This window comes from Paenimyroides viscosum (assembly GCF_003858535.1).
Taxonomy (GTDB): Bacteria; Bacteroidota; Bacteroidia; order Flavobacteriales; family Flavobacteriaceae; genus Flavobacterium; species Flavobacterium viscosum.
Genome location: NZ_RQTJ01000039.1, coordinates 1 through 24089, shown reverse-complemented (window position 1 = coordinate 24089; position 24089 = coordinate 1). Strand labels below are relative to the sequence as shown.

Sequence of the window (24089 nt, the reverse complement as noted above, 5' to 3'; positions counted from 1 at the left end):
CTTCAAAAAGCATTGGAACACGTGATTGCCAATAAAGGCAGTGCGGGTGTTGATGGTGTTTCTGTCCGAGAACTCCGCAAGGTGTTTTCAGAAAAGAAACTACAGCTGATTGAAGCAATCAAGCAAGGCAACTACCAAGTGCAACCCATTTTAGGTATTGAAATTCCGAAAGGAAACGGGAAAACCCGATTATTAGGTGTTCCCACCACTACAGAACGTGTGTTGCAACAAGCCGTAGCACAAACTATTGCACCGCATTTCGAACCCGAATTCAGTAATTACAGCTATGGATTTAGACCCCACAAGAATGCCCGACAAGCCGTTGGACAATCTCGGGAATACATCCATTCAGGATTAAACCACATTGTGGATATTGACCTGAAAAACTTCTTTGATGAAGTTGACCATTGTTTATTACTGAATTTAATCTATCAAAAAGTGAAATGCAAAGCTACGATGCAACTCATACGCAAATGGCTCAGAGCACCGATTAAAATCAACGGAAAACTACATAAACGAAGAAATGCTCTGCATTCACGAATACAAAAAAAACAAATATAAACGCGTGAGTAAAAGGCGTTCCACAAGGAAGTCCACTAAGTCCGCTATTGTCGAACATTTTACTCCATCAATTGGATAAGGAAATGACTCGAAGAGGACATAAATTTGTACGTTATGCGGATGATTTTAGTATCTATTGCAAAAGCCACAATCAAGCCAAAGCTACAAGAGTAGTAATTGAAAAGTTTTTGAAAACCAAACTCAAATTGACTATAAATGAAGAAAAGAGCGGGATTAGAAAACCAATCAACTTCACAATTTTGGGTTTTGGATTCGTACCTACGTACGAGAAAGGAAGTAAAAATCAATACCAACTCATTGTATCGGAAAAAGCATGGAAGAAACTAAAAGAACGACTTAAAACAATCACCCGAAAAACCACACCAGCCACATTTGAAGAGCGTATTGCCAAGATAAAAGAAGTGCAACGCGGATGGTTGAACTATTTCCAAGGCACGAGTATTTTGGGCAAATTACGAGATTTAGACGGTTGGCTTCGCAACCGACTGCGCTATTGCATTTGGCATCATTGGAAAAAACCTGAAAGGAAAAGGAAAAACCTGATTCGATTAGGTGTAGACCAAGACCATGCCTACGCTTGGAGCAGAACACGGAAAGGCGGTTGGGCAATAGCACAAAGTCCTATTCTAGGCACTACCATTACTTTACAACGCCTGAAGAAAAGAGGATATGTTTCCTTAACTGAATTACATTTACAACTTAACCCATCTCTTTGCGAACCGCCGAGTACGTGACCCGTACGCTCGGTGGTGTGAGAGGCGCACTCCGTCAGTTTCTGGCGGAGCCGTCTACTCGATTAGAGATTACTGCTTTCGTCGGAATGATAAGTGCAATCATTATTCGCTTTATTGACTATCTGGAACATTATACCAAAATATACTTGATATACAGATAGCCGTTACTTCGAGTAGATTTTTCGTAATGAGTTCTCTACAAGCTCGAACTGACGAGAGTTTGATAGATTCTATTTGGCATAAACTTTCCGATAATCATTTTAGCTTTTTATTTTGTAATTCTAGCCAAGTAATCAAAATTAGATCCTTCTAAAACCAATTCGCAGATTAAATTATGAGCAATACAAGCGTTTTGCAACGTATTAAAATCTAAATACAACCAATTAAAAGGTTCTTCATTTTCGCCTTTGTATGATATGTTAAACGTAAGTTCGCCATAATAATCACCGTATATAGGAATCCATTTTCCGCCGTCATCGTCTTCATCAAACATATAAACAATATCAGAACTATCAATTAAAATCTGTCCGTTATCAGTTAGCAAATTTTTTAATTTGGTAAGATATTCATCAATATTTTTCAATTTACCAAAAATTCCTGTCCCGTTCATTAAAAGCAGAATGGTATCGAATTTTTCAGAATCATCAACTTGTAAAATATCAATCTGCATAGTTTTTTCAACACCGCGAATTTTACAGGTTTCAACAGCATTTGCAGATATATCAATCGCTAAAACATTAAATCCTTTTTCTTGTAAATACAATGCATGACTTCCGGCTCCACAACCAACATCAAGAATACTTCCTTTCGCTAATTTTAATGCTTTTTGTTCTAATTTAGGCATATCCTTAAACGATCTAAATAGATAAGAAACATCCATTTCATCGGCTTCGCTGATGTTTGTTTCGGTAATTAAATTTTCGGGCTGATTATTTTGTACATAATCCAGCATTGCTTTGCCAAAAAGATCTTTAAACATAATTTGATTATTTGTAATTTTGTATTTTAAAATTGCAATGGAACAGTATTTAAAACAATTGCCAAAGTTAGCAAAAGATAAGCATACAGAAAATAAGAAGTATTTTGATAAGCTAAAGAAAAAAACACCTAAAGATTTAGATTACAAAATGCAGCTTATTCATGACGATGTTTTTAAAAAGACCGATTGTTTAAAGTGTGCAAACTGCTGTAAAACTACAGGACCTTTATTTACGTTCGCAGATATTGAGCGCGTTGCAAAACATTTACGCCAAAAGCCGCAGCAGTTTATAAGCCAATATTTACGAATTGATGAGGATAACGATTATGTGCTGCAAAGTGTTCCGTGTACGTTTTTAGATCACGAAAATTACTGTATGATTTACGATGTACGCCCGAAAGCTTGCAGGGAATTTCCGCATACCGATAGGAAAAAGTTTCAGCAGATAAGCAATCTTACTTTGAAGAATGTTGAAATTTGTCCGGCAGCATTTGCTGTTGTTGAAGAAATGAAAAAGAAAATGCCTTTGTAAAAAGGCATTTTCTTTATATGAAACTATGTTCGTTATCTAAATAATTCTTCAGAAAATTGTGTGCATCTTCTTCGGTATCAAAATTATCAAGCACATATTCTACCAAATTTAAGATAAATTCTTTAAATCGTTCAAACAAGTCAACCATGCGACCTAAAATACGAAGGAACCATTCGTAAAGAGATTGAAAACGATCAATGATAGCAATTATAGCGTTTGTTGTATTCATAACAATTTACTTTTTTTTAACTTTTAATCAAATATAATAAAAAACTTATAATTTGTAAGGTTTGTAATGATAAATTGAAGTTAAAAATCGGTATAAAGCAAGTACTTTTTACGAGTGTTTTTAAAATCTTCAATACCGGTTTTCCAGGTTTCTCTAATTTCTTTTTCGGTTAAACCTTTTTCAATTTGTTTTTGCAATTTATCGGTTCCAGCAAGTTTAATAAAAAAGTTATTAAAGAACTTTTCTTTACTATCGGTATTTTTGTACGCCTTTAAAAGCCATTCTAACGATAAACCGTCTATTGCTTTATGTGTTGATATATCTTCACCATAACATAATTTGCCATTATTCACCGGATCTTTTGCGCCATCATTCGGTTTTGGAGTAAAAGTAAAATCCATATTCTTTAAAAAGGGCGATCCGTAAATTTGAAACTGCTTTTCGGTTCCGCGACCCATACTTACATTGGTTCCTTCAAAAAAACATAAACTTGTGTATAGATTAATAGCTGTATCGTTTGGTAAATTTGGCGATGGTTTTACAGGCAATGAATAGTGCATACTTTTGTTGTAATTTTTACAAGGAATAATGGTTAATTTACACTGAAGAGCTTGCCCTGAGCCTGTCGAAGGGTTCAGCCATTTTTCGCCGTTAATCATTTGGGCATATTCGCCAATGGTCATTCCGTGTAAAACAGGAATTGGGTGCATGCCTACAAAACTTTTGTTTTTCATTTCTAAAACAGGTCCGTCGACCGTTGCACCTTTCGGATTTGGTCGATCCAAAACAATCAAAGGGATGTTGTTTTCGGCACAAGCTTCCATTAAATAGTGTAACGACGAAATGTAGGTGTAAAATCGCGCGCCTACATCCTGCAAATCAAAAATCATTACATCAATCCCGGCAAGCTGCTCTTTTGTCGGCTTTTTATTGTTTCCGTACAAAGAAATAATCGGCAAACCGGTTTTGGTATCTTTTCCGTCTTTAATCAGTTCACCAGCATCTGCAGTTCCACGAAAACCATGTTCGGGCGCATAGATTTTTTTTAGGTTGATTTTTTGTTCGATGAGATAATCTATGATGTTGGAATAAATTGGATTTGTTGATCTAATTTCTTTTTTTCGTGTACGACCACTTTGAATCTCTGTCCCTTGTGTTACTTCCCCCACTTTAATAATTCCCGTCTGATTCGTCAAAATTCCTACTTTTTTATCTTTTAATAACGGAAGATAAATTTCCGGTTGATCCGCACCTGTTTGTATTTCCACTTGATAATCTTTTGACTTTTGACTTTCGACTTTTGACTTACTTTGCGCATTGCAAACAAAACTTAAGCCTGTAAATGCTGTTACAAAGAGAAATAAAAATGTATTTTTGAAAAGAATTATAGATTTCATAGTTTTGAATGTATCTTATTTTATAGCTAAACGTTTAGCAACTTCTAAAAAGTATAAAAATAGTGTTTCTGCGCCAATTATAAAAATTGCCATTGCTGCGGTTGCTATTAGCGTTGTTATGATGCTGGTTTCTATTGCAACGGGTTTGGGTTTGCAGCAAAAAATACGCGATAAAATTACATCGTTCAACGGGCATGTGGTGATATCTAATTTCGATAACAACCAGTCCGAAGTTACTTTAGAGCCTATTTCTACAAAGCAGAATTTCTATCCCAAGTTTACCGAAGTTCCCGAAGTGACTGCGGTGCATCCGTTTGCTACAAAAGCGGGAGTTGTTAGAACCGATAAATCGTTTGAAGGAATTGTTTTTAAAGGAGTAGATAAAAATTACCAATGGAATTATTTGGAAGATTATTTGACCGCAGGAAAATTGCCTGAATATAAAGCGGAAGGGATGACCAATGAGGTGGTAATTTCTGGATTTTTGGCAAAGAGATTAGAACTAAAAGTAGGCGACAAAATTGAAACGTATTTTTTAAAGAACGATGGAGAAAGTTTGCCAAATGTACGTGCTTTTACGATTTCGGGAATTTACGATTCGGGTTTTCCACAATTTGATGAAACCTTTGTGTTAGGCGATTTAAAGCACATTCAGCGTTTAAATAAATGGCAAGTAGATGAAGTAGGTGGCTTTGAACTTTTTGTGAACGATTTTACACAGATTGATACAATTGCAGATAAAGTGTACAGCCATATTCCATCGACCTTAAACAGCGAGCCAATAACAACCAAATACTATAATATTTTTGACTGGCTTCAAGTATTCGATTTAAACATCTACATCATTGTTGGGTTAATGATTTTAGTAGCCGTTATTAATATAATTGTTGCTTTGCTGGTTCTTATTTTAGAACGAACACAGATGATTGGTATTTTAAAGGCCTTAGGAGCAGGTAATTGGACTATCCGTAAAATTTTTGTTTACAATGCAACATATATCGTATTTGTAGGATTGTTAATAGGAAACGCAATAGGTTTAGGTTTGTTATTAACCCAGAAATATTTTGGTATTATCACATTAGATCCTACACAATATTACGTAAAAGAAGCGCCTGTGTATATATCGCCTGTTTATATCATTTTAATAAATGTAGCTTTAGTTGTTTTAAGTTATGTAATTATGTTGATACCATCGTACATAATAACAAAGATTTCTCCGGTTAAGTCAATCAAGTTTCAGTAGATATAAAAAAGATCGTTTCATAGTTAATTTCAAATAATTGAATTTATCAAACTTAAATTGGAGCGTATCTATGTCAAGCTGAACTTGGTTCAGCTTCTCGTCAAAAAGATAGTCCGATTCTGTATTAAGCACGGAATAACACACCGAGTAAAATAAAATGAATATACTTTATAGATTTAATATTCTATTTTTGGGCAAGTTTCAAAAAATACCAAACAACAAAAAAGTCGCTCTTAATGAACGACTTTTCTTATTTTAAATGATATCAATCTTAAACAAACAAGTGAACAATGTGGTAAACAAGCATTGCTACCAATGCAGATACTGGTATGGTTAAAATCCATGCCCATAATAAAGATATGGTTACACCCCAGCGAACTGCCGATACACGTTTGGTGATACCTACACCAATAATAGAACCTGTAATGGTGTGTGTTGTAGAAACCGGTATTCCCATGTGCTCGGTAACATATAAAGCAACGGCACCGGCTGTTTCTGCAGCAACACCTTCTAACGGAGTTACCTTTGTAATTTTAGATCCCATTGTTTTAACAATTTTCCAACCACCACTCATGGTGCCCAAAGCAATGAATAAGAATGATGCTAATGGTACCCATGCCCAATGTGAAACAAAAACTTTAAAAGTATCAACCCCAGATACTAAATATTCAGGATCCATATCAACATTTACATGGTAAAAAATTACAGCAGCACCAATAATACCCATTACTTTTTGTGCATCGTTACCACCATGACCTAAACTAAATAAAGCCGATGATACCAACTGTAGCTTTTTAAACCATTGTTCTGCTTTATGAGGGTTAGCTTTACGACAAATCCACATAATAGCAACGGTTATAAAGTAGGCGAGAATCATTCCTAAAAATGGTGCGCCAAAAATGAAAAGGAATATAGGTAGAACTTTTGCGTATTCAATTACATCCACACCATTCGCGCTAAAGCCTCCGGCATGTGCAACGGCAGCTCCAATAAAACCGCCAATTAATGTATGTGATGATGAGGATGGAATACCTAATTTCCATGTAGCTAAATTCCATAGAATTGCTGCAATTAAACCGGCAAAAATAACTTCTAGCGTAATAAAATTTTCGTTGACAGATTTTGCTATGGTATTACCAATTTTGAATTCCCCGATAATGTATAAGGATATAAAATAAGCTGCAAAGTTAAATGCTGCAGCCCAAAGAACAGCCTGAAACGGAGTTAAAACGCGTGTGGTTACAATAGTTGCAATGGAATTTGCAGCATCGTGAAAACCATTAATATAGTCAAAACCTAAAGCTAAAACTATAATTATAACAAGCATGATACCCTCGGGTCTGCTTATTATATCGTTAAATGCAGTAAAAAACATTTCCATAATTATGTATTATTAAATGATTTTTATGCGTACTTAACTGTAATGGTTTCTAATACATTTGCTACTCGGCGACAGCTATCTGTAGCAGTTTCTAAAGCATCCATTACTTCTTTATATTTTATAATTTCTATGGCATTAGTTTCATTTTCAAAGATGTCGGCAACAGCCTTGTCAAAAACCTTATCTGCTTTACGTTCTAATCGTAAAATAACTTTACAACCTTCAGCAATAGCTTTTAAGTTTTTCATATCTTTTAAATCTAAAATACTTTGTGCCACTTGGGTACAAGCTTCTAAATTAGCTTCGGTAAGTTTGCGTAATGGTTTTGTTACTTTTTCAATTTGATACAAACGCATACGCGAAGCGGCATCACTTAAATGATCAGCAATTTCGTCAACTGCAGTCATTAAGTTGTTAATGTCTTCTCTATCAAATGGTGTAATGAAATTTCTACCTAATTCAACGCGAGTGGTTTGTACAATCGCTTCTATTTCAGATTTTAAAACCTCTACTTCTCGTAATAATTTTTCTCTATCGCTTGCAGGTAAATTAACTGCATCGTGTAATGTTTCTGATAATAACTTAATTTTACCAGCAGCTTGTTCAAATAAAGGGTAAAATGTTTTATCCTTTGGAACTAAAAATTGAAAAATTGAATTTAATGACATGTGTTTATTAATTTTTTCGCACTGCGAAAGTAATAAACTAATGTTAACTTAATATTAAGTTTACAATTTAATGTAAAATATTTTCAAAAACGGTTTCTTTAAAATAGAAGGAATATTTGTATTTTAGCAGAATTCAAAGAACTTAAACGAAATTTTTCACGAAATGGATTTAAACTTCAATAAAAACGAAGATCATAATAAATTACTATTATCAGAATTAAAACAAAGATTTGCCAAAGTTAAATTAGGCGGTGGCGAAAAAAGAATTGCAAAACTGCACGAACAAGGAAAAATGACTGCTCGCGAGCGTATTGATTTTTTGTTCGATAAAGATTCTAAATCAATAGAAATTGGTGCATTTGTTGGCGATGGCATGTATCAGGAACACGGCGGTTGTCCTTCTGGCGGTGTTGTGGTGAAAATTGGTTACGTTAATGGTAAACAAGTAATTGTGGTTGCGAATGATGCTACTGTGAAAGCAGGTGCGTGGTTCCCAATTACAGGTAAAAAGAATTTACGTGCGCAGGAAATTGCCATTGAAAATCGTTTGCCAATTATTTATTTAGTTGATTCTGCAGGAGTTTATCTGCCAATGCAAGATGAAATTTTCCCTGATAAAGAAAACTTCGGACGTATTTTTCGTAACAACGCCATTATGTCGTCTATGGGAATTACCCAGATTGCAGCCGTAATGGGAAGTTGTGTTGCAGGTGGAGCTTATTTGCCGATTATGAGCGATGAAGCGTTGATTGTTGATAAAACAGGATCGATCTTTTTAGCAGGATCTTATTTGGTAAAAGCAGCAATTGGCGAATCTATTGATAATGAAACTTTGGGTGGTGCTACAACACATACCGAAATTTCTGGTGTTACCGATTATAAATCTAAAGACGATAAAGATTGTTTAGAAACCATTCGCAACATTGTTGGTAAAATGGGCGATTTTGATAAAGCAGGATTTAACAGAATCGATACCAAAAAACCGGCATTAGATCCAAACGAAATTTACGGAATTTTACCTAAATCTCGTGGCGAACAATACGATACTATGGAAATCATTAAACGTTTGGTTGATGATTCTGAATTCGATGAATACAAGGCTGGTTACGGACAAACAATTATTACCGGTTATGCGCGTATTGATGGTTGGGCGGTTGGTATTGTTGCCAATCAGCGTAAAGTGGTGAAAACTACCGGAGCGAAAACCAAGCCGAGCGAAATGCAGTTTGGTGGTGTAATTTATTCTGATTCTGCCGATAAAGCAACCCGTTTCATTGCAAACTGTAACCAAAAGAAAATTCCTTTGGTTTTCTTGCAAGATGTTACCGGTTTTATGGTTGGATCTAAATCTGAACACGGCGGTATCATTAAAGACGGAGCCAAAATGGTGAACGCCGTAAGTAATTCTGTGGTGCCTAAATTTACCGTTATTATGGGTAACTCGTATGGTGCAGGAAACTATGCAATGTGCGGTAAAGCGTATGATCCACGTTTCTTCTTGGCTTGGCCAAGTGCAGAATTAGCAGTAATGGGTGGCGCGCAAGCTGCTAAAGTTTTATTGCAGATAGAAGCATCATCATTAAAAGCAAGAGGAGAGGAGTTAACTCCTGAAAAGGAAGCAGAATTGTTCGATAAAATCAAAGCAAAATACGATGCACAAACATCGCCATATTATGCAGCAGCACGTTTATGGACCGATGCTATTATTGACCCGTTAGATACCCGCAAATGGATTTCTATGGGAATTGAAGCAGCGAACCACGCGCCAATTGAAAAACAGTTTAATTTAGGTGTTATTCAAGTATAAATTTGTAAATTAAGTCTGCTGAAAAGCAGACTTTTTTAATGAGTGATTTAAACTTTCTTGATAATAAAAATCGATAAAATAGTAAATAAACCACATAGACACATAGATGTTTTTAAGGTATAGCTAATTTTAAGTTTTTCGATAGCTTTTATCTTCGATATAAACATAGCTCAACCATAATGTGTATTACCAAGGGTAATCTATAAGATCTTATAGAATATTGATAACTATAAATCTATGTGGTTTGGAAAAGTTTAAATGAGTTAAATAAATTATTTTCAGAATACATCAAACACCTAACATCAAGCATCAAACAAAATTCATGATAAAAGAAGATTCATCGCCTTACGAAAAATACCTGCCGTTGGTTGCCGCCGTAGCCATGTTTATGCAGTCGTTAGACGGTACCATACTTAACACATCGTTGCCAAGCATTGCTGAGGATATGAATTATTCGCCGTTAGAAATGCAGTCGGTAATTGTGAGTTATACACTAACGTTGGCGTTGTTTATACCGCTTTCGGGCTGGCTTTCTGATAAATTCGGAACCAAACGAATGTTTATGTTTGCGGTATTTTTGTTTACATTGGGATCGTTCTTTTGTGCGATATCTGTCGATTTGATTACACTGAACCTATCACGCATTCTTCAAGCAATTGGCGGATCTATGATGGTTCCCATTGCTCGATTGGCGATTTTGTATCAATACCCAAGAAATCAATTGTTGAAAATCATGAACTACATAACCATTCCGGGATTGTTAGGATTGGTTGTAGGTCCGAGTTTAGGCGGTTTTTTATCTGATAACTTTTCCTGGCATTGGATTTTTTTAGTGAATTTACCCGTTGGTGCTTTAGGGATATTTTTAGCCTTTAAAATTATGCCGAACTTTAAAAACACAGTCGGTAAGTTTGATATTTTAGGATTGATCTATTTTAGCACCGCATTGGTGTTGGTAACATTTGCGTTAGAAGTAAGCAGTGTTGGTATCAATCATTATTCGTTGGTTTTAGGATTGGTTGCAGCTGCAGTTTTATTATTTATACTTTATTACAAACATTTCAAAAAAACACCAAAACCAATTATCGACTTAAATCTTTTTAAAATTCGAACATTGCGAATTGGTTTGTTGGGCAGTTTAATAACCCGTTTCGGAATAAGCGGATTACCTTTTCTGTTACCGTTAATGATGCAGGTTGGCTTTGGTTTTTCGGCTTCAAAAGCAGGAATGATGTTGTTGCCATCGGCATTAACAACCATTGCCATAAAACCGTGGATCGTTCGTTTGGTAAAACATTTTGGATATCGAAACATTTTAATTAGCAACACCTTGTTTTTAGCGGTAATTATCTTTGTTTTTAGTTTTATGCAAAAAGATACACCGCTAATGTATTATATTTTACTAATGATTGCTTACGGAGCGTTTACATCGATACAAATGACGGCAATGAATACCATTTCGTTAGCCGATTTAAATGACGATCAGGCAAGTGGCGGAAACAGTTTGCTGGCAATTATGCAGCAACTATCAATAAGTTTCGGAATATCGATTGCAGCGTTGGTGTTGGCTTTCTTTAAAGACAAAATGGATTTCTATCACGGCGATTTAGTAACCGCTTTTCATTTAACTTTAATAACACTGGCGGTTTTAACGGCATTATCAAGCTTAACATTTACTAAACTTAAAAATGGTGATGGTGAGAAAATGTCAGAATAGAAAAATCAGTTCAGACTTAAAATAAAAAAGACAATAAATTTTTAAGATATATTCTTTTTTTTAGCTTTCTTTGATTAGGAATTTAGATTAGTGAGTTATGAAAAAAATGATTTTATTATTTAGTGTATTAATGTTTTATAGCTGTGTTTGTAATAATGAAGAAGTAGGAATACAGATGGTAGATATTGATAATAAAGAGTATTTAAAAAATACTTCTGAAAAAGTAACCTTTATAGATCAAGATGGCAACACATTCATTGCAGATTTCGAAGCTGTTAACTATTACACTCAAAAAGATGATATAGGACCAGAATCATGTGAATATATTACCTATGAATATGGAAAAAGAAAATTTATTATAAGTAAGTACCAAGGGGAATTTAACATTGACTACTCTAATTTTTATTTAAGTATTCATAATTATGTAGCTTCAAATTATTTGTTTTTAAAAGAAAGTACCATTGGAAAAATCGATGTGTTAACGGAAGATACAGAAGTGGCCGGTTTTAGTTTTAATAACGTTATAGTTTTTGAAAATAGAGATAAAAAAGATATTTGGGATATAGAAAAAATGATTTATAGTAAAGAAAATGGAGTTGAATTTATTTTATTTAGAAATGGTAATTGGTATAAAAGAAATTAATTTATGAAAAACATATTTAAATTATTGATTTTGGTTTTAATGCCGATTTTTTCTGGTTGTTGTGAAAATACGTTGTTAGGTAGTTATCCTTTGCCAGAGGAAACAGAAACTCTTTTTCCTACATATACAGAAGAACATCCTCTGAAATGGATTGATGATAATAATGTAGAGTATTTTGGTACTGTTGCAAATTCTGCAAGAGAAACATATACCATGAGCTCTGAATGTGATAGGGAAGATTATCAAATAAAAAAAGCAACTATAAATATAAATAATGAGCAATACCACATAACAGCAACTAGTACAAAAGATCCTAATTTTGTGTCATTAGAAATTTATAGGATTTTTGAAGGAGGTAGAAAGAATTTTGGAGGTTCGTTTCCTTTAGATGGCTTTACAGAGGTTGAGTTTCGTGGTTTTAAATTCAAAGATGTAGTAGTTTTAAGATATAGTCCTACTTATTACGAACAAGAAGAATCTTTTATTTTTTATCATAAAACCAAAGGAATTGAATTTGTTTATTTGGAAAATGATAAATGGTATCAAAGAAAAGAATAATTTAAGACAAAAAGCTCAACATTACGTTGAGCTTTACATTATAAATAATTTTAGATAAAACATAAAGACATAAATCTTTCCTCTTTCATCTATTCTCTTTTATCTAATAAAAATTACTTCTTAAAAAATCCGCCTAAGATATCACCTAAATTACCTTTTTTTACGGCAGCAATTGCGTCGTCAATTCCTAATTTACCGTCGCCGTTTTGGTCTAACATAGCCGTTGCGTTTCCGCCGGTTAACGATCCTAAAATATCGGTAATGTTGAAGTCGCCGCTTTTAGCTTTGCCCATTATCATATTTAAAATTTGTGGGATAATGCTACTTGCAAAATTGCCCGATGTACCCGCATCTAAACCAACATTTGCGCCTAATTTAGATGTCAACGATTCAATAATACTTTTAACAATTGGGTTTGATGTTAACGAGTTTGTATCGCTTCCGCCAAACATATTCATTAATTCTCCCATATTACCGCCCGAAACTGCATTTTGCAATCCTTCCATTAAAGAACTACCTGTTTCCTTAGCAACGTTTGATACTAAATTATTGTCGATACCTTGGTTTGTACCCACTTCTTTTTCTGTTAGCTGATTTACAATCTGCTGAATTTGATCCATCATTTTTTTCTGAAATTTTTATTTAATTTTTATAAAGATAATAAAAAATTCATTGTATCAACATTATCTGCATAATCCCAAAGTTTTGGTTTTTGCGTTTCTCCAAAAGCAATGCTGTTTGCAACTAAATTATTAGAAACAATGCACTGAATTTTGTCGGCATCGGCTTTTAATTTTTCTTCAACTTCACTTAGATCGGTATAATATTCGTAAAAAGCAGACGAAATTGGCGAAGCGTATGATGCGTCTTCTTTAATAGTAAAGAAACCGTTGTCTAACAATTTAAAATTACTCATTAAAAAAACCGCCTTGTTATAATCGTAATTATTGGTGTACTTATCATCATCTAAAACATCTTTAAACTGAAATAAACCTCCAAAAAAATCATCGAAATTATAATCTTTCGGAACAAAAAGTTTAGATACATTTCTACAACCTAAGCCAAAATATCTAAAAATATCTTCGCCCAATGCTAACATATCTTCTTTAGATTCATTGCCGTTTAATACTGCAACCGAATTTCGGTTTTTACGAATAATGTTCGGATATTTTCCAAAATAATAATCAAAATATCGAGCCGTATTGTCACTTCCCGTAGCAATCACGGCATCAAAATTTTGCAATTTATCTTTTGTGATTTCGAATCGATCTTTAAATTGCGGTTCAACCGTGCTGAGGTAGTTCAAAAGAAAAGGAATCAATAAAGCATCGTTCGATGAAAGTTTAATCAGCGCTTTATTACCTGACATTAAAACCGATAAAATATCATGAAAACCAACCATTGGTATGTTTCCGGCTAATATCAAACCAATTGTTTTTAATTTATCTTCTTGTAAATTGTATGCAGAAAGCCATTTGGCTAAATTATCGTTTGTTAAAGCATCACTCCACGATTTAAAAGCAAAATGCAACTGATCGCGTTTAAACCAGCTGTTGCTTTCGTGCAATTGATTTATCAGCGAAACAAAAGGTTCAAAAAAGGCATCGTTAAACAATACACTAGGGTTTTGCTGGTAAGGTTGTTGGGTAAACTGTTTTAAAAACGCACCTAACTGTACAAATGCGTCTTTTTTATCTTCTAAAATCATATAGATTTGTTTGTAAATTGTTTATGCAGTACTTTTGTACAAAGTTACATTAATTAAATAAAAATACTTGCTATGGCAATTATAATAACCGATGAATGCATAAATTGTGGCGCATGCGAACCAGAATGCCCAAATACAGCAATTTATGAAGGTGCTGATGACTGGCGCTGGAAAGACGGTACAAAATTAAGCGGAAAAATTGTTTTGCCTGATGGAACGGAAATTGATTCTGATGATGCACAAACACCGATTTCTGACGATATTTATTACATTGTTCCGGGAAAATGTACCGAATGTAAAGGTTTTCACGAAGAGCCGCAATGTGCAGCCGTTTGTCCGGTTGATTGTTGTGTGCCCGATGATAACCACGTAGAAAGCGAAGAGCTTTTATTAGAAAGACAAGCTTTTTTACATAACGAATAGTTAAAAGCTTCGCGTTTTGCGGAGCTTTTTTTATTTTTATCGAAATTAAAATGAATATGAAAAAGATATTTTTACTTTTAGCAGCAGCAACTTTTATTGTTTCGTGTGCTGCAAAGAAAGAAATTAAAGAAGATCAAACACTTTTAAACGGAACCTGGGAACTTGCAGGTGCCAGTTTTAGTAAAGATTTAGCAAAAGATTTTAAAGAAGGCTTGCCAACATTGACTTTTGAAAATGCTGAAAATTTATCGGTTTACGGATACGATGGCTGTAACAGAATTAATGGAAAAGCGGTGTTGAAGAAAAATCAGGAGATTAGTTTTCCTCCCAATTTTATTTCGACCATGATGGCGTGCAATAAAGTTAAAAGTGAAGATTTTAAAAGTGGTCTTACGCAAGTAAAATCGTACGATTTAAAAAATAATGTGTTGATTTTAAAGTCTGATACGGGTGAAATGAAATTTCATAAGGTAACCTTAAACGGAAACTGGTATTTGGATAAAATTTATGTAGGAAAAATTAAAGCTGCCGATTTATATCCGTATAAAAAACCATTTATTAAGATTGATATCAATCAGCCGGTTTTTTCTGGAAATAGTGCTTGTAATGCTATTAACGGACAATTATTGATGTATCAAAATACTATGAAATTCAATCATATTACATCGACCAAAATGTTTTGCGACGGTGTAAACGAAAAAGTTTTTACCAATGCTTTAGAAAAAGTTACACATTACAAATTAGACGGAACGCGTTTAATTTTGTTAGAAAAAGAAAAGAAAATAATGGAACTTGTTCAACAGTATGAATAATTAAACATTTTGTCAAGCTGAATTTAGTTCAGCTTCTTATACCAAAATATATTCATTTATTATAGATAACCGTCACTTCGATTAGATTTTTCGTAAAGAGTTCTCGACAAGCTCGAACCGACGAAAGGTTGATACATTCTATTTGTTATAAACTTTTCGGAAATCGTTTTAAACAATAACTAAAAAAGTCGCTTTTAAAGCGACTTTTTTGTGATATTAATTTACCTGTTCCCACCACTTTTCAAAAACCTGATCTTGCTGGTTTAAATAAATAACCTCTCCAATTTTAGGAGTAATTAATTGTGATGAGGTTTGTTTTGTACTTGCAATACTTACGCGCTCCAAAGGTTCTTTCCACGGATGATTTGCCAGTTTAAATTTAGAACTATGCACGGGGAAAAATCTTTTTGCTTGTAAATCGTTACTTGCCTGTACAACTTCTTCGGGCATCATGTGAATATACTTCCACTTTTTGTCGTACTGTCCGTTTTCAAGAATAGCTAAATCAAACGGACCGTATTTTGTACCGATCTCTTTAAAATGCATATCGTACCCACTGTCGCCGCCTAAATAAAATTTCAGATTTTTTGTTTGCAACACGTACGATGCCCATAAAGTGGTGTTTCGTTTAAAGCCTCTGCCCGAAAAATGTCGTGCTGGTGTAGCGGTGATCTTGATAGAATCGGATACTGAGGCATCTTCATACCAATCTAACTCGGTAATATTGTCCTTCGGAAATCCCCAATATTCTAAATGTTCGCCTACACCCAACGGACAAATAATTTTACTTACTTTATCTTTAATATTCTTAAACGACGAATAATCTAAATGATCGTAATGATCATGCGTTAAAATTAAAACATCAATTTCAGGAAGTGCTTCGCAAGTAAATACATCGGCACCCATAAAAGCATTGTTTGTTCCATATAAAGGCGATGCGTTTTTGCTTAAAACTGGATCGATTAAAAACGATTGTCCATCGATTTTCATGTAGTAAGACGAATGCCCAAACCAAACCATAAAATCATCTTCAATGGTTTTTTCTAATAAATTCGTTTTCACGCAAGGAATACTGTCGGTTGGTTTTGTATGTTCAATTTTAGAAAAAGCCAATTCTTTCATAATACTCCAATAAGTAACACCCTCTGGAAGGGCAGGTGTGTGTGATAAATTTTGAAACTGACCGTTTTTGTAATGTTTTGAATTTTTAATTCGTTCTAAACGATCGCCCGTAGGTTCTTTTCCAAACAACGGATGTTGTAGAAAAATAAGCGTGCCTACAATTATAAGCCCAATAACTATAAAGATTGTTGTCATTAATTTTTTTCGTTTTATTTTCATGCAACGAAATTCAATATTGTTAAATAAATTTTAGTAAAAATTATCTTAAAATTATTTGTAAGTGTATATTTTTCGTGTGCCGTTGTGGTAATTTCCATCTTCAATAATTTCTGGAAAATAATCTTTGTTCAATTTTATGTTTAATGATTTATAATATTTATCGGATATCAAATTATAATGATAGCTTTCAAACAAGCAATTGAATGTTTTTGGAACGGCAAAATAGATAGGGTTGTATATGTTCTTAGAATAATGGAAACCTGAATTTGCATAATCTTTAATTATGTTTTTATAATTATCAAACAATGTTGTTCTAGTGTATTGAAGTATGCTGTCTTTATTATAGCTTTCAACTACAGAAGTGTTTTCATTGTAAGTATACAAGTCATAATTGTATTTGCTTACAATCTCTACATTTTCTTCGAATTCATGAAAATCAATTCGTGATATTTTATTTTCGGAATTATATGTATAAAGACGTTTAGAATATGTTCCGTTGTTGGTATCTCCATGAAATAATATATTTTCAATTATTTTTTTTTGATTATCGTATTTATATTCCATTACCCCAGAATAGGTTTTTATAAAATTATCTAAATTCCAATCGTAACTGTCAAATACAGTTTTGATGAGTAAGTTTTCTGAATTGTAATAAAAGGTGCCAATGGTTTTGAAGGAATTGTTTTTTGAAGGATCTTTGTCTGTTTGGTTTGTTGGGGGTAAGTTGGTTTGGTTTGCATTTCTTCGTTGATAATAATCAGATGAACTATAGAAAGTATTAGTGATTGTAGCAACTTTTAATAGATTTGCTGCTGGTTTTAAAACGTCTAAGGGAATGTATTCGTTTTGAAATTTTGGAAAACTGTCAATTTTGGAATATGATTGTGAATTATAGTCGTCATCTCCACGTCCCCAAAAGCAGCTTGTTAAAGAAAAGCATAAAAATAATAGTGATAAATATTTCATAACGTACTCTTTTTGATAAAGATAAAAAAAAAACGATTGTTGTTTTAACAATCGTTTTAATTTTATTTCTCTGGAGCTTGATCGATCAAATCCATAAACTCATCTAATTTAGGAGTAATGATAATCTGCGTTCTACGGTTTTTGGTTTTACCGGCATCGGTACTATTGTCCGCAATTGGGTTAAACTCTCCGCGACCACCGGCTGTTAAACGTTTTGGATTTACACCGTACTGATTTTGTAATGCCTGTACAACTGATGAAGCTCTTAAAGAACTTAAATCCCAGTTGTTACGAATATTTTCGCGTTTAATTGGCACGTTGTCGGTATTGCCTTCAATCAACACATCGTAATCTTTATAATCGTTAATTATTTTAGCAACTTTACTTAAGGTTTCGCCAGCGCGATCGGATATTTCGTAACTACCTGATTTGTACAACATATTATCGGCTAATGAAATGTAAACAACACCTTTCAAAACCTGTACATCTACATCGCGTAATTCTTCACGGCTTAACGAACGGGTAAGGTTGTTGGTTAGTACAACATTTAAAGAATCGCTTTTGTTTTTGGTGTTCACCAAATGCTGAATGTACTTGTTGCTGGCATTAATCTCATCGACCAATTTAGAAATATTAACGTTACCTTGTGTGATACTTTTGTCTAAAGATCCTTGTAAAGATTCTAAAGTTTTCTTTAGGGCGTCGTTAGCAGAGCGTTCTTGTGACAACATATCTTCCAAGCTTTTTACACGGGCATTGCTAGAGCTTAAATCAACTTCTGATTGATGAAATCGTTGTCCTAATCCTTTATAATCACTTTGAAGTTGCGTGTAGTTTGCCTGCAAGCCTTCATACTTTTTTTTAGAAACACAACTTGTTAAGCCAATGGTTCCTAAAAGAATTACGGGAATTAAAATTCTTTTTCTCATAGTTTATTTTTTTAACAATTCCTATAAAGGTACGAATTTCAAAAAAGAAACTCCTGAAAAATCAGGAGTTTTTGTGTTAACTATTTGTTACGGGTCTGTTTTTAGCAGTTGCCCAAATGTAAATTCCGGCAATTATAAACGGAATACTTAACCATTGTCCGGTAGAAAGTAATCCTAAGGAAGATTCAAATCCGCCTTGGCTTTCTTTAACGTATTCTACTACAAAACGTATCAGCCATAAGAAAACCAAAAACACTCCGAAGATTTTTCCTAAATAGTTACGAGCGTCGGTTTTCCAGTACATAAACATTAAAACAATGAATAAAATTACGTATCCAAATGCTTCATATAATTGTGTTGGATGGCGAAATGGGATAGCTTCTAAAATCGTTGAAAATCTAGGATCGGTTTGTATTAATTTGTAAGCTTCGTTTTTGCTAGCTGCTTGTGTTATTCCTAATAGATTCTGGCTTTGCCAAAATTCATCTTCGCGAATAAATTTAACTCCGAATGGCATCGATTTATCAGTAATATGCCCGTAAATTTCTGAATTGAAAAAGTTTCCAAATCGAACAAAAACACCACCAATAGTTATCGATAAAACTACTCGGTCTAAAATCCATAATAGCGGTTTTTTTATCATTCTGCTGTAAAAGAACATCGCTAAAATAATTCCGACAGCTGCACCATGACTAGCCAATCCTGCAAAACCTGTAAATTCAAATGGATCAAATTTAAAGGGTAATAATATTTCCGATAAATGATCTTTATAATAATTCCAATCATAAAAGAAAACGTGACCTAAACGTGCACCTAATAATGTAGCAATAAACGTGTAGAAAAAAAGTTTATCTAATTCATCTTGTGAACGGTTTTCACGTTCGTACACTTTTTTCATGATATAATAGCCCAATGCAAATGCAATAACAAACATTAAGCTGTAAAAACGTAAGGTAAAACTACCAATGGTAATTCCTTCGGAAGGATTCCAGATCATATAAAATATTTTTAGTTTTTAAGGAACAGGATCATAACCCGATTTTCCCCACGGATGACATTTTGCAATGCGTTTTATGCCTAACCAGCTACCTTTAAACAAGCCGTGTTTTTTTAACGCTTCTAACGTATAATGCGAGCATGTAGGAGTAAACCTGCACGATGGCGGTGTTAGGGGCGAAATTACCAGCTGGTAAAAACGTATTAGTACAACAAAAGGGAAAATGAGGATTTTTTTGAGTTGTTCCATAAGTATCAAAGATAAAAAAAGCTACCGTTTAAGTAGCTCTTTTTTGTAAAAAATTAAAGGGTAAAAGTTGTGCCGTCTTTTGCATCTTTTAGTTCGATACCGATTGCTGCCAACTGGTCGCGAATTAAATCGGACTGTGCGAAATCTTTGTTTGCACGAGCCAAATTACGCATATCAATCAATAAGTTTACAACTTCTTCTAATTTAGCGTTATTGTTGGTGTTTTCACTTGCGTATAATCCCAAAACATCGAACACCAAATTGTTTAATGTTTCTTTTAAAAGATCTAAATCGGCTGCAGAAATAGTTGCTTTGTTTTCTTTAACCGAATTAATAAATTTAACCGCTTCAAAAATTGTCGCAATTAAAATCGGACTGTTAAAATCATCTAGCAGAGCATCTAAACATTTCTGTTTCCATTCTGATACATTAAAGGTAGATGTTGCCGACGTATTTAAATCAGCTAGTGATTTTATTGCGTCCATCAATCGATCAAAACCTTTTTCAGATGCCAACATTGCTTCGTTCGAAATATCTAAAACGCTGCGGTAATGCGCCTGTAAAAAACAGAAACGTAATACACCCGGAGTAAAAGGTTTTTCAAAAAAATCGTTCTCACCAGTAATTAACTGCATTGGTAAAATGTAGTTTCCGGTAGATTTACTCATACGTTGCCCGTTCATGGTTAACATATTTGCATGCATCCAATAACGAACAGGTGATGTGCCGTTGCAAGCTTTTCCTTGCGCGATTTCACATTCGTGGTGCGGGAATTTTAAATCCATTCCGCCACCGTGAATATCAAACTGATCGCCCAGATATTTGGTGCTCATTGCGGTACATTCTAAATGCCAGCCTGGAAAACCATCGCCCCAAGGAGACGACCAACGCATGATATGTTGCGGAGAAGCTTTTTTCCACAATGCAAAATCCTGCGGATTCTTCTTTTCGTTTTGTCCGTCTAAATCGCGGGTGTTTTCAAACAGTTCTTCGATATTTCTACGCGAAAGTTCACCATAATTCAAACCACGTTTATTATATTCCAACACATCAAAATAAACCGAACCGTTACTTTCATAAGCGAAACCTTTATCGATCAGCTTTTGAGTAAGCTCCAATTGTTCAATAATATGTCCAGTCGCGGTTGGTTCGATAGTAGGAGGAAGCAGGTTGAACAACTTTAATACGTTATGAAAATCAACCGTATATTTCTGAACAATTTCCATTGGTTCCAACTTCTCTAAACGAGATTGTTTTACAAAACGGTCGTTATTCACATCGCCATCATCGGTTAAATGTCCGGCATCGGTAATGTTTCGTACATAACGCACCTTGAAACCCATGTATTGAAGGCTTCTGAAAATAAAATCAAACGAAAGAAACGTACGCACATTTCCCAAATGCACGTTGCTGTAAACAGTAGGCCCACAAACGTACATACCAACTTTATCTTCGTGTAAAGGTTTAAAAAGCTCTTTCTCTCCTGTTAAGGAATTGTATATTTTTAGGTTTGATTTCATATTGTTGCGCAATTGCGAATTAGCAAATTCGCGTTAAATTAAAACTGAGTATCTAATTTAATGTAGTCTAAAAATTCTCTGCGTGTAACATCGTTTTTAAAAGCACCACTGAACTCTGCAGTAACAGTTGAACTTTCAATATCGCGAATTCCACGAGAATTTACACATAAATGTTTGGCATCGACTACACAAGCAACATCTTCGGTTCCTAACACACGTTTAAGTTCTTCAACAATCTGAATAGTTAAACGTTCTTGAACCTGCGGACGTTTTGCGTAATAATCTACAATACGGTTCATTTTAGATAAACCAACTACTTTTCCGTTTGATATATATGCCACATGTGCACGACCAACTATAGGTAGTAAGTGATGTTCGCAGGTTGAATAAACAACGATGTTTTTTTCAACCAACATTTCATTATACTTATATTTATTATCAAAAGTTGATGATGAAGGTTTTTTAGCAGGATTCAATCCGCCAAAAATCTCTTTAACAAACATTTTAGCCACACGGTTTGGAGTACCTTTTAAACTATCGTCTGTCAAATCCATACCCAAAGTGTTCAATATATTTTCAACATCTTTTTTAATTAATTCGATCTTTTCATCGTCAGAAATAGAAAAAGCATCAGCTTTTAATGGTGTATAATCGCTTGATCCTATATGGTTATCTCCCATTTCTTCGTGTAATGCGTCTGATTTACACATAATTTCAATAGTATTTATTTAAAAAATAATAAGATGCAAATATAGTGAAATGCACTAAATAAAGCATCTTAATTAATAATTTGATAAGTAATTGTATATGTTTTATAACAAACGTTTTTTCTTCAAATGTTAATTTTCTTTTGATTGGGTTTTTTTTCTAAAAAAAAAACTTAATAGTTTCTTAATTTTATGTAAATTTCGCTTTTTAAATGAACTTGTGTTTATACGCAAAAATTAACTCATGAAAATTTTATATTAACTAAGCTATGAGAAACAAATATTTATTAATACTGTTTTTAGTAACCAGTTTTTTTGGTTTTAGTCAACCGTACAATTATGTGGATGTTGATGATACCTATACAGCAGATCAGCTAGTGAAAGATGTATTAGTAGGGTCTAAATGTGATTTGGTCTCTAATGTAAGGTATCAATATGGAAGTGGCGCGCCTGGTTCTAATAGTGTTAAAGCCGCTGGTTATTTCAATCGAAACGGTAGTACTTTTCCATTTGAGGATGGTATTGTACTTTCTACTGATATGGCAATTGGTGTTGAAGGACCTTGTACGCCTGGAGGAGGACCGTTTAGTCCAAATCAATATCCATGGATAGGCGACCAAGATTTAAATGATTTAATAAATGACGCTGGAGGATGGCCAACTACACCAATTACTCCTACCGCTATGAGGTCAACCGTTATTGATTTCGAGTTTGTTCCAATGCAAAATACAGTAAGTTTTGAATATTTGTTTGGTAGTCATAGTTATAATAGAGGTTGTAATTTTGAGTGTGGTAATGGAGCTATGTTTGGTGCTTGGCTAATCGACTTAACTACTGGTGCAGGAGAGAATTTAGCTAAAATACCTGGTACAAATGACCCTATTTCCATCAATACATTACGTGATGTGGCTAAAAGTCAGCCGTTTACTTGTGCTGCAGGTTCTATTAATCCACAGTATTTTGGTAATTCTTATGGGAATTTAGCTAATCAAGTACCTCCTTTAACTGCTGCTATAAATCTTTCGGGACATACTATTCCTATGCAATCTTTAACCGCAAATGTTATTGTTGGAAGAAGATATCGTATAAAGCTAGCTGTTTTAGATTTCTGTCCTTCTGATAGCCACACTAGTGCTGTATTTTTCAAGGCAGGAAGTTTTGATATCGGTAATTTAAATTTAGGAGATCCTGTTTTAGTAGTTGATGGAAACGGCTTATGTGTAGGCGATAGCTATTTATTAGAGTCAGGATTAGATCCTTTATTGTTTACCTTTGAATGGTTTAAAGACGGCATACAAATACCTGGACAAACGGGTCCAAATTTAGTTGTTACCGAAACAGGTGATTATAGTGTAAAAGGCTTTATACCTACAGTGACCAACTGTGTAATGGAGGCGGATCCAGTCCGCATAGAGTTTTACGAATATGTAAGTATTAGTGCTCCATTAAATTTAACGGCATGTCCAAGTGCGGGACTAAACACTCGTTTTGATTTAAAAGACGCAGTGGTAGGAGTAACAACGAATCCTAACATCTTATTTAGTTTTTACGCTACCCAGCAAGATGCAGAGAACGATACTAATGCGATTCCCGATTTATATTATTTAGCAAATAACGCAACCGCTCCGGTAACACTTTGGGTACGCGCTTATGAGTTAAACAATCCATGTCCTTATGTGTCATCCTTTACTTTAAGCTTTTTAAATTGCGTATTAACCTTAAATCCTTTAGAAGATTTATCTATATGTGAAGGGGAGTCTGTTCAAACGTTCGATTTAACCGTACAAACACCTTTAGTATACAATAACGCTGTGGGCTACACTGTAAGTTATCATTTAAGCAAGCCAGATGCCGATACGAATCAAAACGCCATACCATCAGGTAATTTGGCAACTTATAATGGTAACAACGGCGAACGCATTTGGGTTCGTGTAACAAGCAATACCAATGCGTTGTCATTTGGCGTT

At 34.2% G+C, this 24089-nt stretch carries 25 protein-coding genes; 11 read left to right on the top strand and 14 right to left on the bottom strand.

The features are described 5' to 3' along the window. Both EG242_RS15295 and EG242_RS15290 read left to right on the top strand, forming a co-directional pair. Positions 1-561 (top strand): reverse transcriptase domain-containing protein (locus tag EG242_RS15295; RefSeq protein ID WP_262673908.1); only part of this gene is annotated, 561 nt, incomplete at its 5' end. Between the two features lie 71 nt (positions 562-632). Continuing rightward, positions 633-1316, top strand: coding sequence for a group II intron maturase-specific domain-containing protein (locus EG242_RS15290; RefSeq protein ID WP_262673907.1), 684 nt, complete (start codon positions 633-635; stop codon positions 1314-1316). Positions 1317-1584: 268 nt separating this feature from the next. On the opposite strand, the gene EG242_RS13230 is transcribed toward EG242_RS15290, so the two are convergent. Continuing rightward, entirely contained in the window at positions 1585-2295 is a 711-nt protein-coding gene (locus tag EG242_RS13230; protein ID WP_124900336.1) for a class I SAM-dependent methyltransferase, read from the bottom strand. Between the two features lie 37 nt (positions 2296-2332). On the opposite strand from EG242_RS13230, the gene EG242_RS13225 reads away from it, so the two are divergent. Then, a complete protein-coding gene (locus EG242_RS13225) occupies positions 2333-2827 on the top strand; it encodes a YkgJ family cysteine cluster protein (RefSeq protein ID WP_124900335.1) in 495 nt (164 codons plus the stop codon). 13 nt (positions 2828-2840) lie between these two features. On the opposite strand, the gene EG242_RS13220 is transcribed toward EG242_RS13225, so the two are convergent. Further along, entirely contained in the window at positions 2841-3056 is a 216-nt protein-coding gene (locus tag EG242_RS13220; protein WP_124900334.1) for a hypothetical protein, read from the bottom strand. An 80-nt stretch (positions 3057-3136) separates the two neighbouring features. After that, entirely contained in the window at positions 3137-4453 is a 1317-nt protein-coding gene (locus EG242_RS13215) for an exo-beta-N-acetylmuramidase NamZ family protein (RefSeq protein WP_124900333.1), read from the bottom strand. A gap of 4 nt (positions 4454-4457) precedes the next feature. On the opposite strand from EG242_RS13215, the gene EG242_RS13210 reads away from it, so the two are divergent. Further along, positions 4458-5696, top strand: coding sequence for an ABC transporter permease (locus EG242_RS13210; RefSeq protein ID WP_124900338.1), 1239 nt, complete (start codon positions 4458-4460; stop codon positions 5694-5696). Between the two features lie 271 nt (positions 5697-5967). Here the strand turns inward: EG242_RS13210 and EG242_RS13205 are convergent, their stop codons facing one another. Both EG242_RS13205 and EG242_RS13200 read right to left on the bottom strand, forming a co-directional pair. Beyond that, positions 5968-7071: an inorganic phosphate transporter gene (locus EG242_RS13205; RefSeq protein WP_124900337.1), complete on the bottom strand. Its 1104-nt coding sequence runs from the start codon at positions 7069-7071 to the stop codon at positions 5968-5970. Positions 7072-7100: 29 nt separating this feature from the next. Then, positions 7101-7745 carry a DUF47 domain-containing protein gene (locus tag EG242_RS13200; RefSeq protein ID WP_124900332.1) on the bottom strand — a complete coding sequence of 215 codons (645 nt, stop codon included), beginning with the start codon at positions 7743-7745 and terminating at the stop codon, positions 7101-7103. A gap of 163 nt (positions 7746-7908) precedes the next feature. On the opposite strand from EG242_RS13200, the gene EG242_RS13195 reads away from it, so the two are divergent. From EG242_RS13195 to EG242_RS13180, 4 genes are all read left to right on the top strand, one after another. Next, positions 7909-9552, top strand: coding sequence for an acyl-CoA carboxylase subunit beta (locus EG242_RS13195; RefSeq protein WP_124900331.1), 1644 nt, complete (start codon positions 7909-7911; stop codon positions 9550-9552). A 322-nt stretch (positions 9553-9874) separates the two neighbouring features. Further along, positions 9875-11269 carry a DHA2 family efflux MFS transporter permease subunit gene (locus tag EG242_RS13190; protein ID WP_124900330.1) on the top strand — a complete coding sequence of 465 codons (1395 nt, stop codon included), beginning with the start codon at positions 9875-9877 and terminating at the stop codon, positions 11267-11269. A gap of 97 nt (positions 11270-11366) precedes the next feature. After that, on the top strand, positions 11367-11912 hold the full coding sequence (locus EG242_RS13185) for a hypothetical protein (RefSeq protein ID WP_124900329.1): 546 nt from the start codon (positions 11367-11369) through the stop codon (positions 11910-11912). 3 nt (positions 11913-11915) lie between these two features. Further along, a complete protein-coding gene (locus EG242_RS13180) occupies positions 11916-12470 on the top strand; it encodes a hypothetical protein (RefSeq protein WP_124900328.1) in 555 nt (184 codons plus the stop codon). A gap of 113 nt (positions 12471-12583) precedes the next feature. Here the strand turns inward: EG242_RS13180 and EG242_RS13175 are convergent, their stop codons facing one another. After that, complete coding sequence (locus EG242_RS13175; protein WP_124900327.1) at positions 12584-13093, bottom strand: hypothetical protein; 510 nt, start codon at positions 13091-13093, stop codon at positions 12584-12586. A gap of 26 nt (positions 13094-13119) precedes the next feature. Then, complete coding sequence (locus EG242_RS13170; RefSeq protein ID WP_124900326.1) at positions 13120-14178, bottom strand: acyl-CoA reductase; 1059 nt, start codon at positions 14176-14178, stop codon at positions 13120-13122. Positions 14179-14250: 72 nt separating this feature from the next. Here EG242_RS13170 and EG242_RS13165 point away from each other — a divergent pair, with 72 nt between their 5' ends. Further along, positions 14251-14601, top strand: coding sequence for a 4Fe-4S dicluster domain-containing protein (locus EG242_RS13165; RefSeq protein ID WP_124900325.1), 351 nt, complete (start codon positions 14251-14253; stop codon positions 14599-14601). Positions 14602-14657: 56 nt separating this feature from the next. Beyond that, positions 14658-15413, top strand: coding sequence for an META domain-containing protein (locus EG242_RS13160; protein ID WP_158608878.1), 756 nt, complete (start codon positions 14658-14660; stop codon positions 15411-15413). Between the two features lie 216 nt (positions 15414-15629). Here the strand turns inward: EG242_RS13160 and EG242_RS13155 are convergent, their stop codons facing one another. The 7 genes from EG242_RS13155 to folE form a co-directional block, all read right to left on the bottom strand. After that, the gene (locus tag EG242_RS13155) at positions 15630-16730 is read right to left on the bottom strand and encodes an MBL fold metallo-hydrolase (protein WP_124900323.1); all 1101 of its coding nucleotides are present in this window, start codon (positions 16728-16730) and stop codon (positions 15630-15632) included. Between the two features lie 75 nt (positions 16731-16805). Then, positions 16806-17720: a hypothetical protein gene (locus tag EG242_RS13150; protein WP_124900322.1), complete on the bottom strand. Its 915-nt coding sequence runs from the start codon at positions 17718-17720 to the stop codon at positions 16806-16808. Positions 17721-17782: 62 nt separating this feature from the next. Next, positions 17783-18649 (bottom strand): OmpA/MotB family protein, encoded by an 867-nt coding sequence (locus tag EG242_RS13145; protein WP_124900321.1) that lies wholly within the window; start codon positions 18647-18649, stop codon positions 17783-17785. A gap of 76 nt (positions 18650-18725) precedes the next feature. Further along, complete coding sequence (gene lgt / locus EG242_RS13140; protein WP_124900320.1) at positions 18726-19646, bottom strand: prolipoprotein diacylglyceryl transferase; 921 nt, start codon at positions 19644-19646, stop codon at positions 18726-18728. Positions 19647-19664: 18 nt separating this feature from the next. Then, positions 19665-19895: a membrane protein insertion efficiency factor YidD gene (gene yidD, locus EG242_RS13135; RefSeq protein ID WP_124900319.1), complete on the bottom strand. Its 231-nt coding sequence runs from the start codon at positions 19893-19895 to the stop codon at positions 19665-19667. Between the two features lie 53 nt (positions 19896-19948). Continuing rightward, complete coding sequence (gene cysS, locus EG242_RS13130; protein ID WP_124900318.1) at positions 19949-21415, bottom strand: cysteine--tRNA ligase; 1467 nt, start codon at positions 21413-21415, stop codon at positions 19949-19951. A 38-nt stretch (positions 21416-21453) separates the two neighbouring features. Further along, positions 21454-22125, bottom strand: a complete 672-nt coding sequence (folE, locus tag EG242_RS13125) for a GTP cyclohydrolase I FolE (RefSeq protein ID WP_124900317.1) — start codon at positions 22123-22125, stop codon at positions 21454-21456. Between the two features lie 266 nt (positions 22126-22391). Between folE and EG242_RS13120 the strand changes: the two genes are divergently transcribed. Then, positions 22392-24089 (top strand): choice-of-anchor L domain-containing protein (locus EG242_RS13120; RefSeq protein WP_203227726.1); only part of this gene is annotated, 1698 nt, incomplete at its 3' end.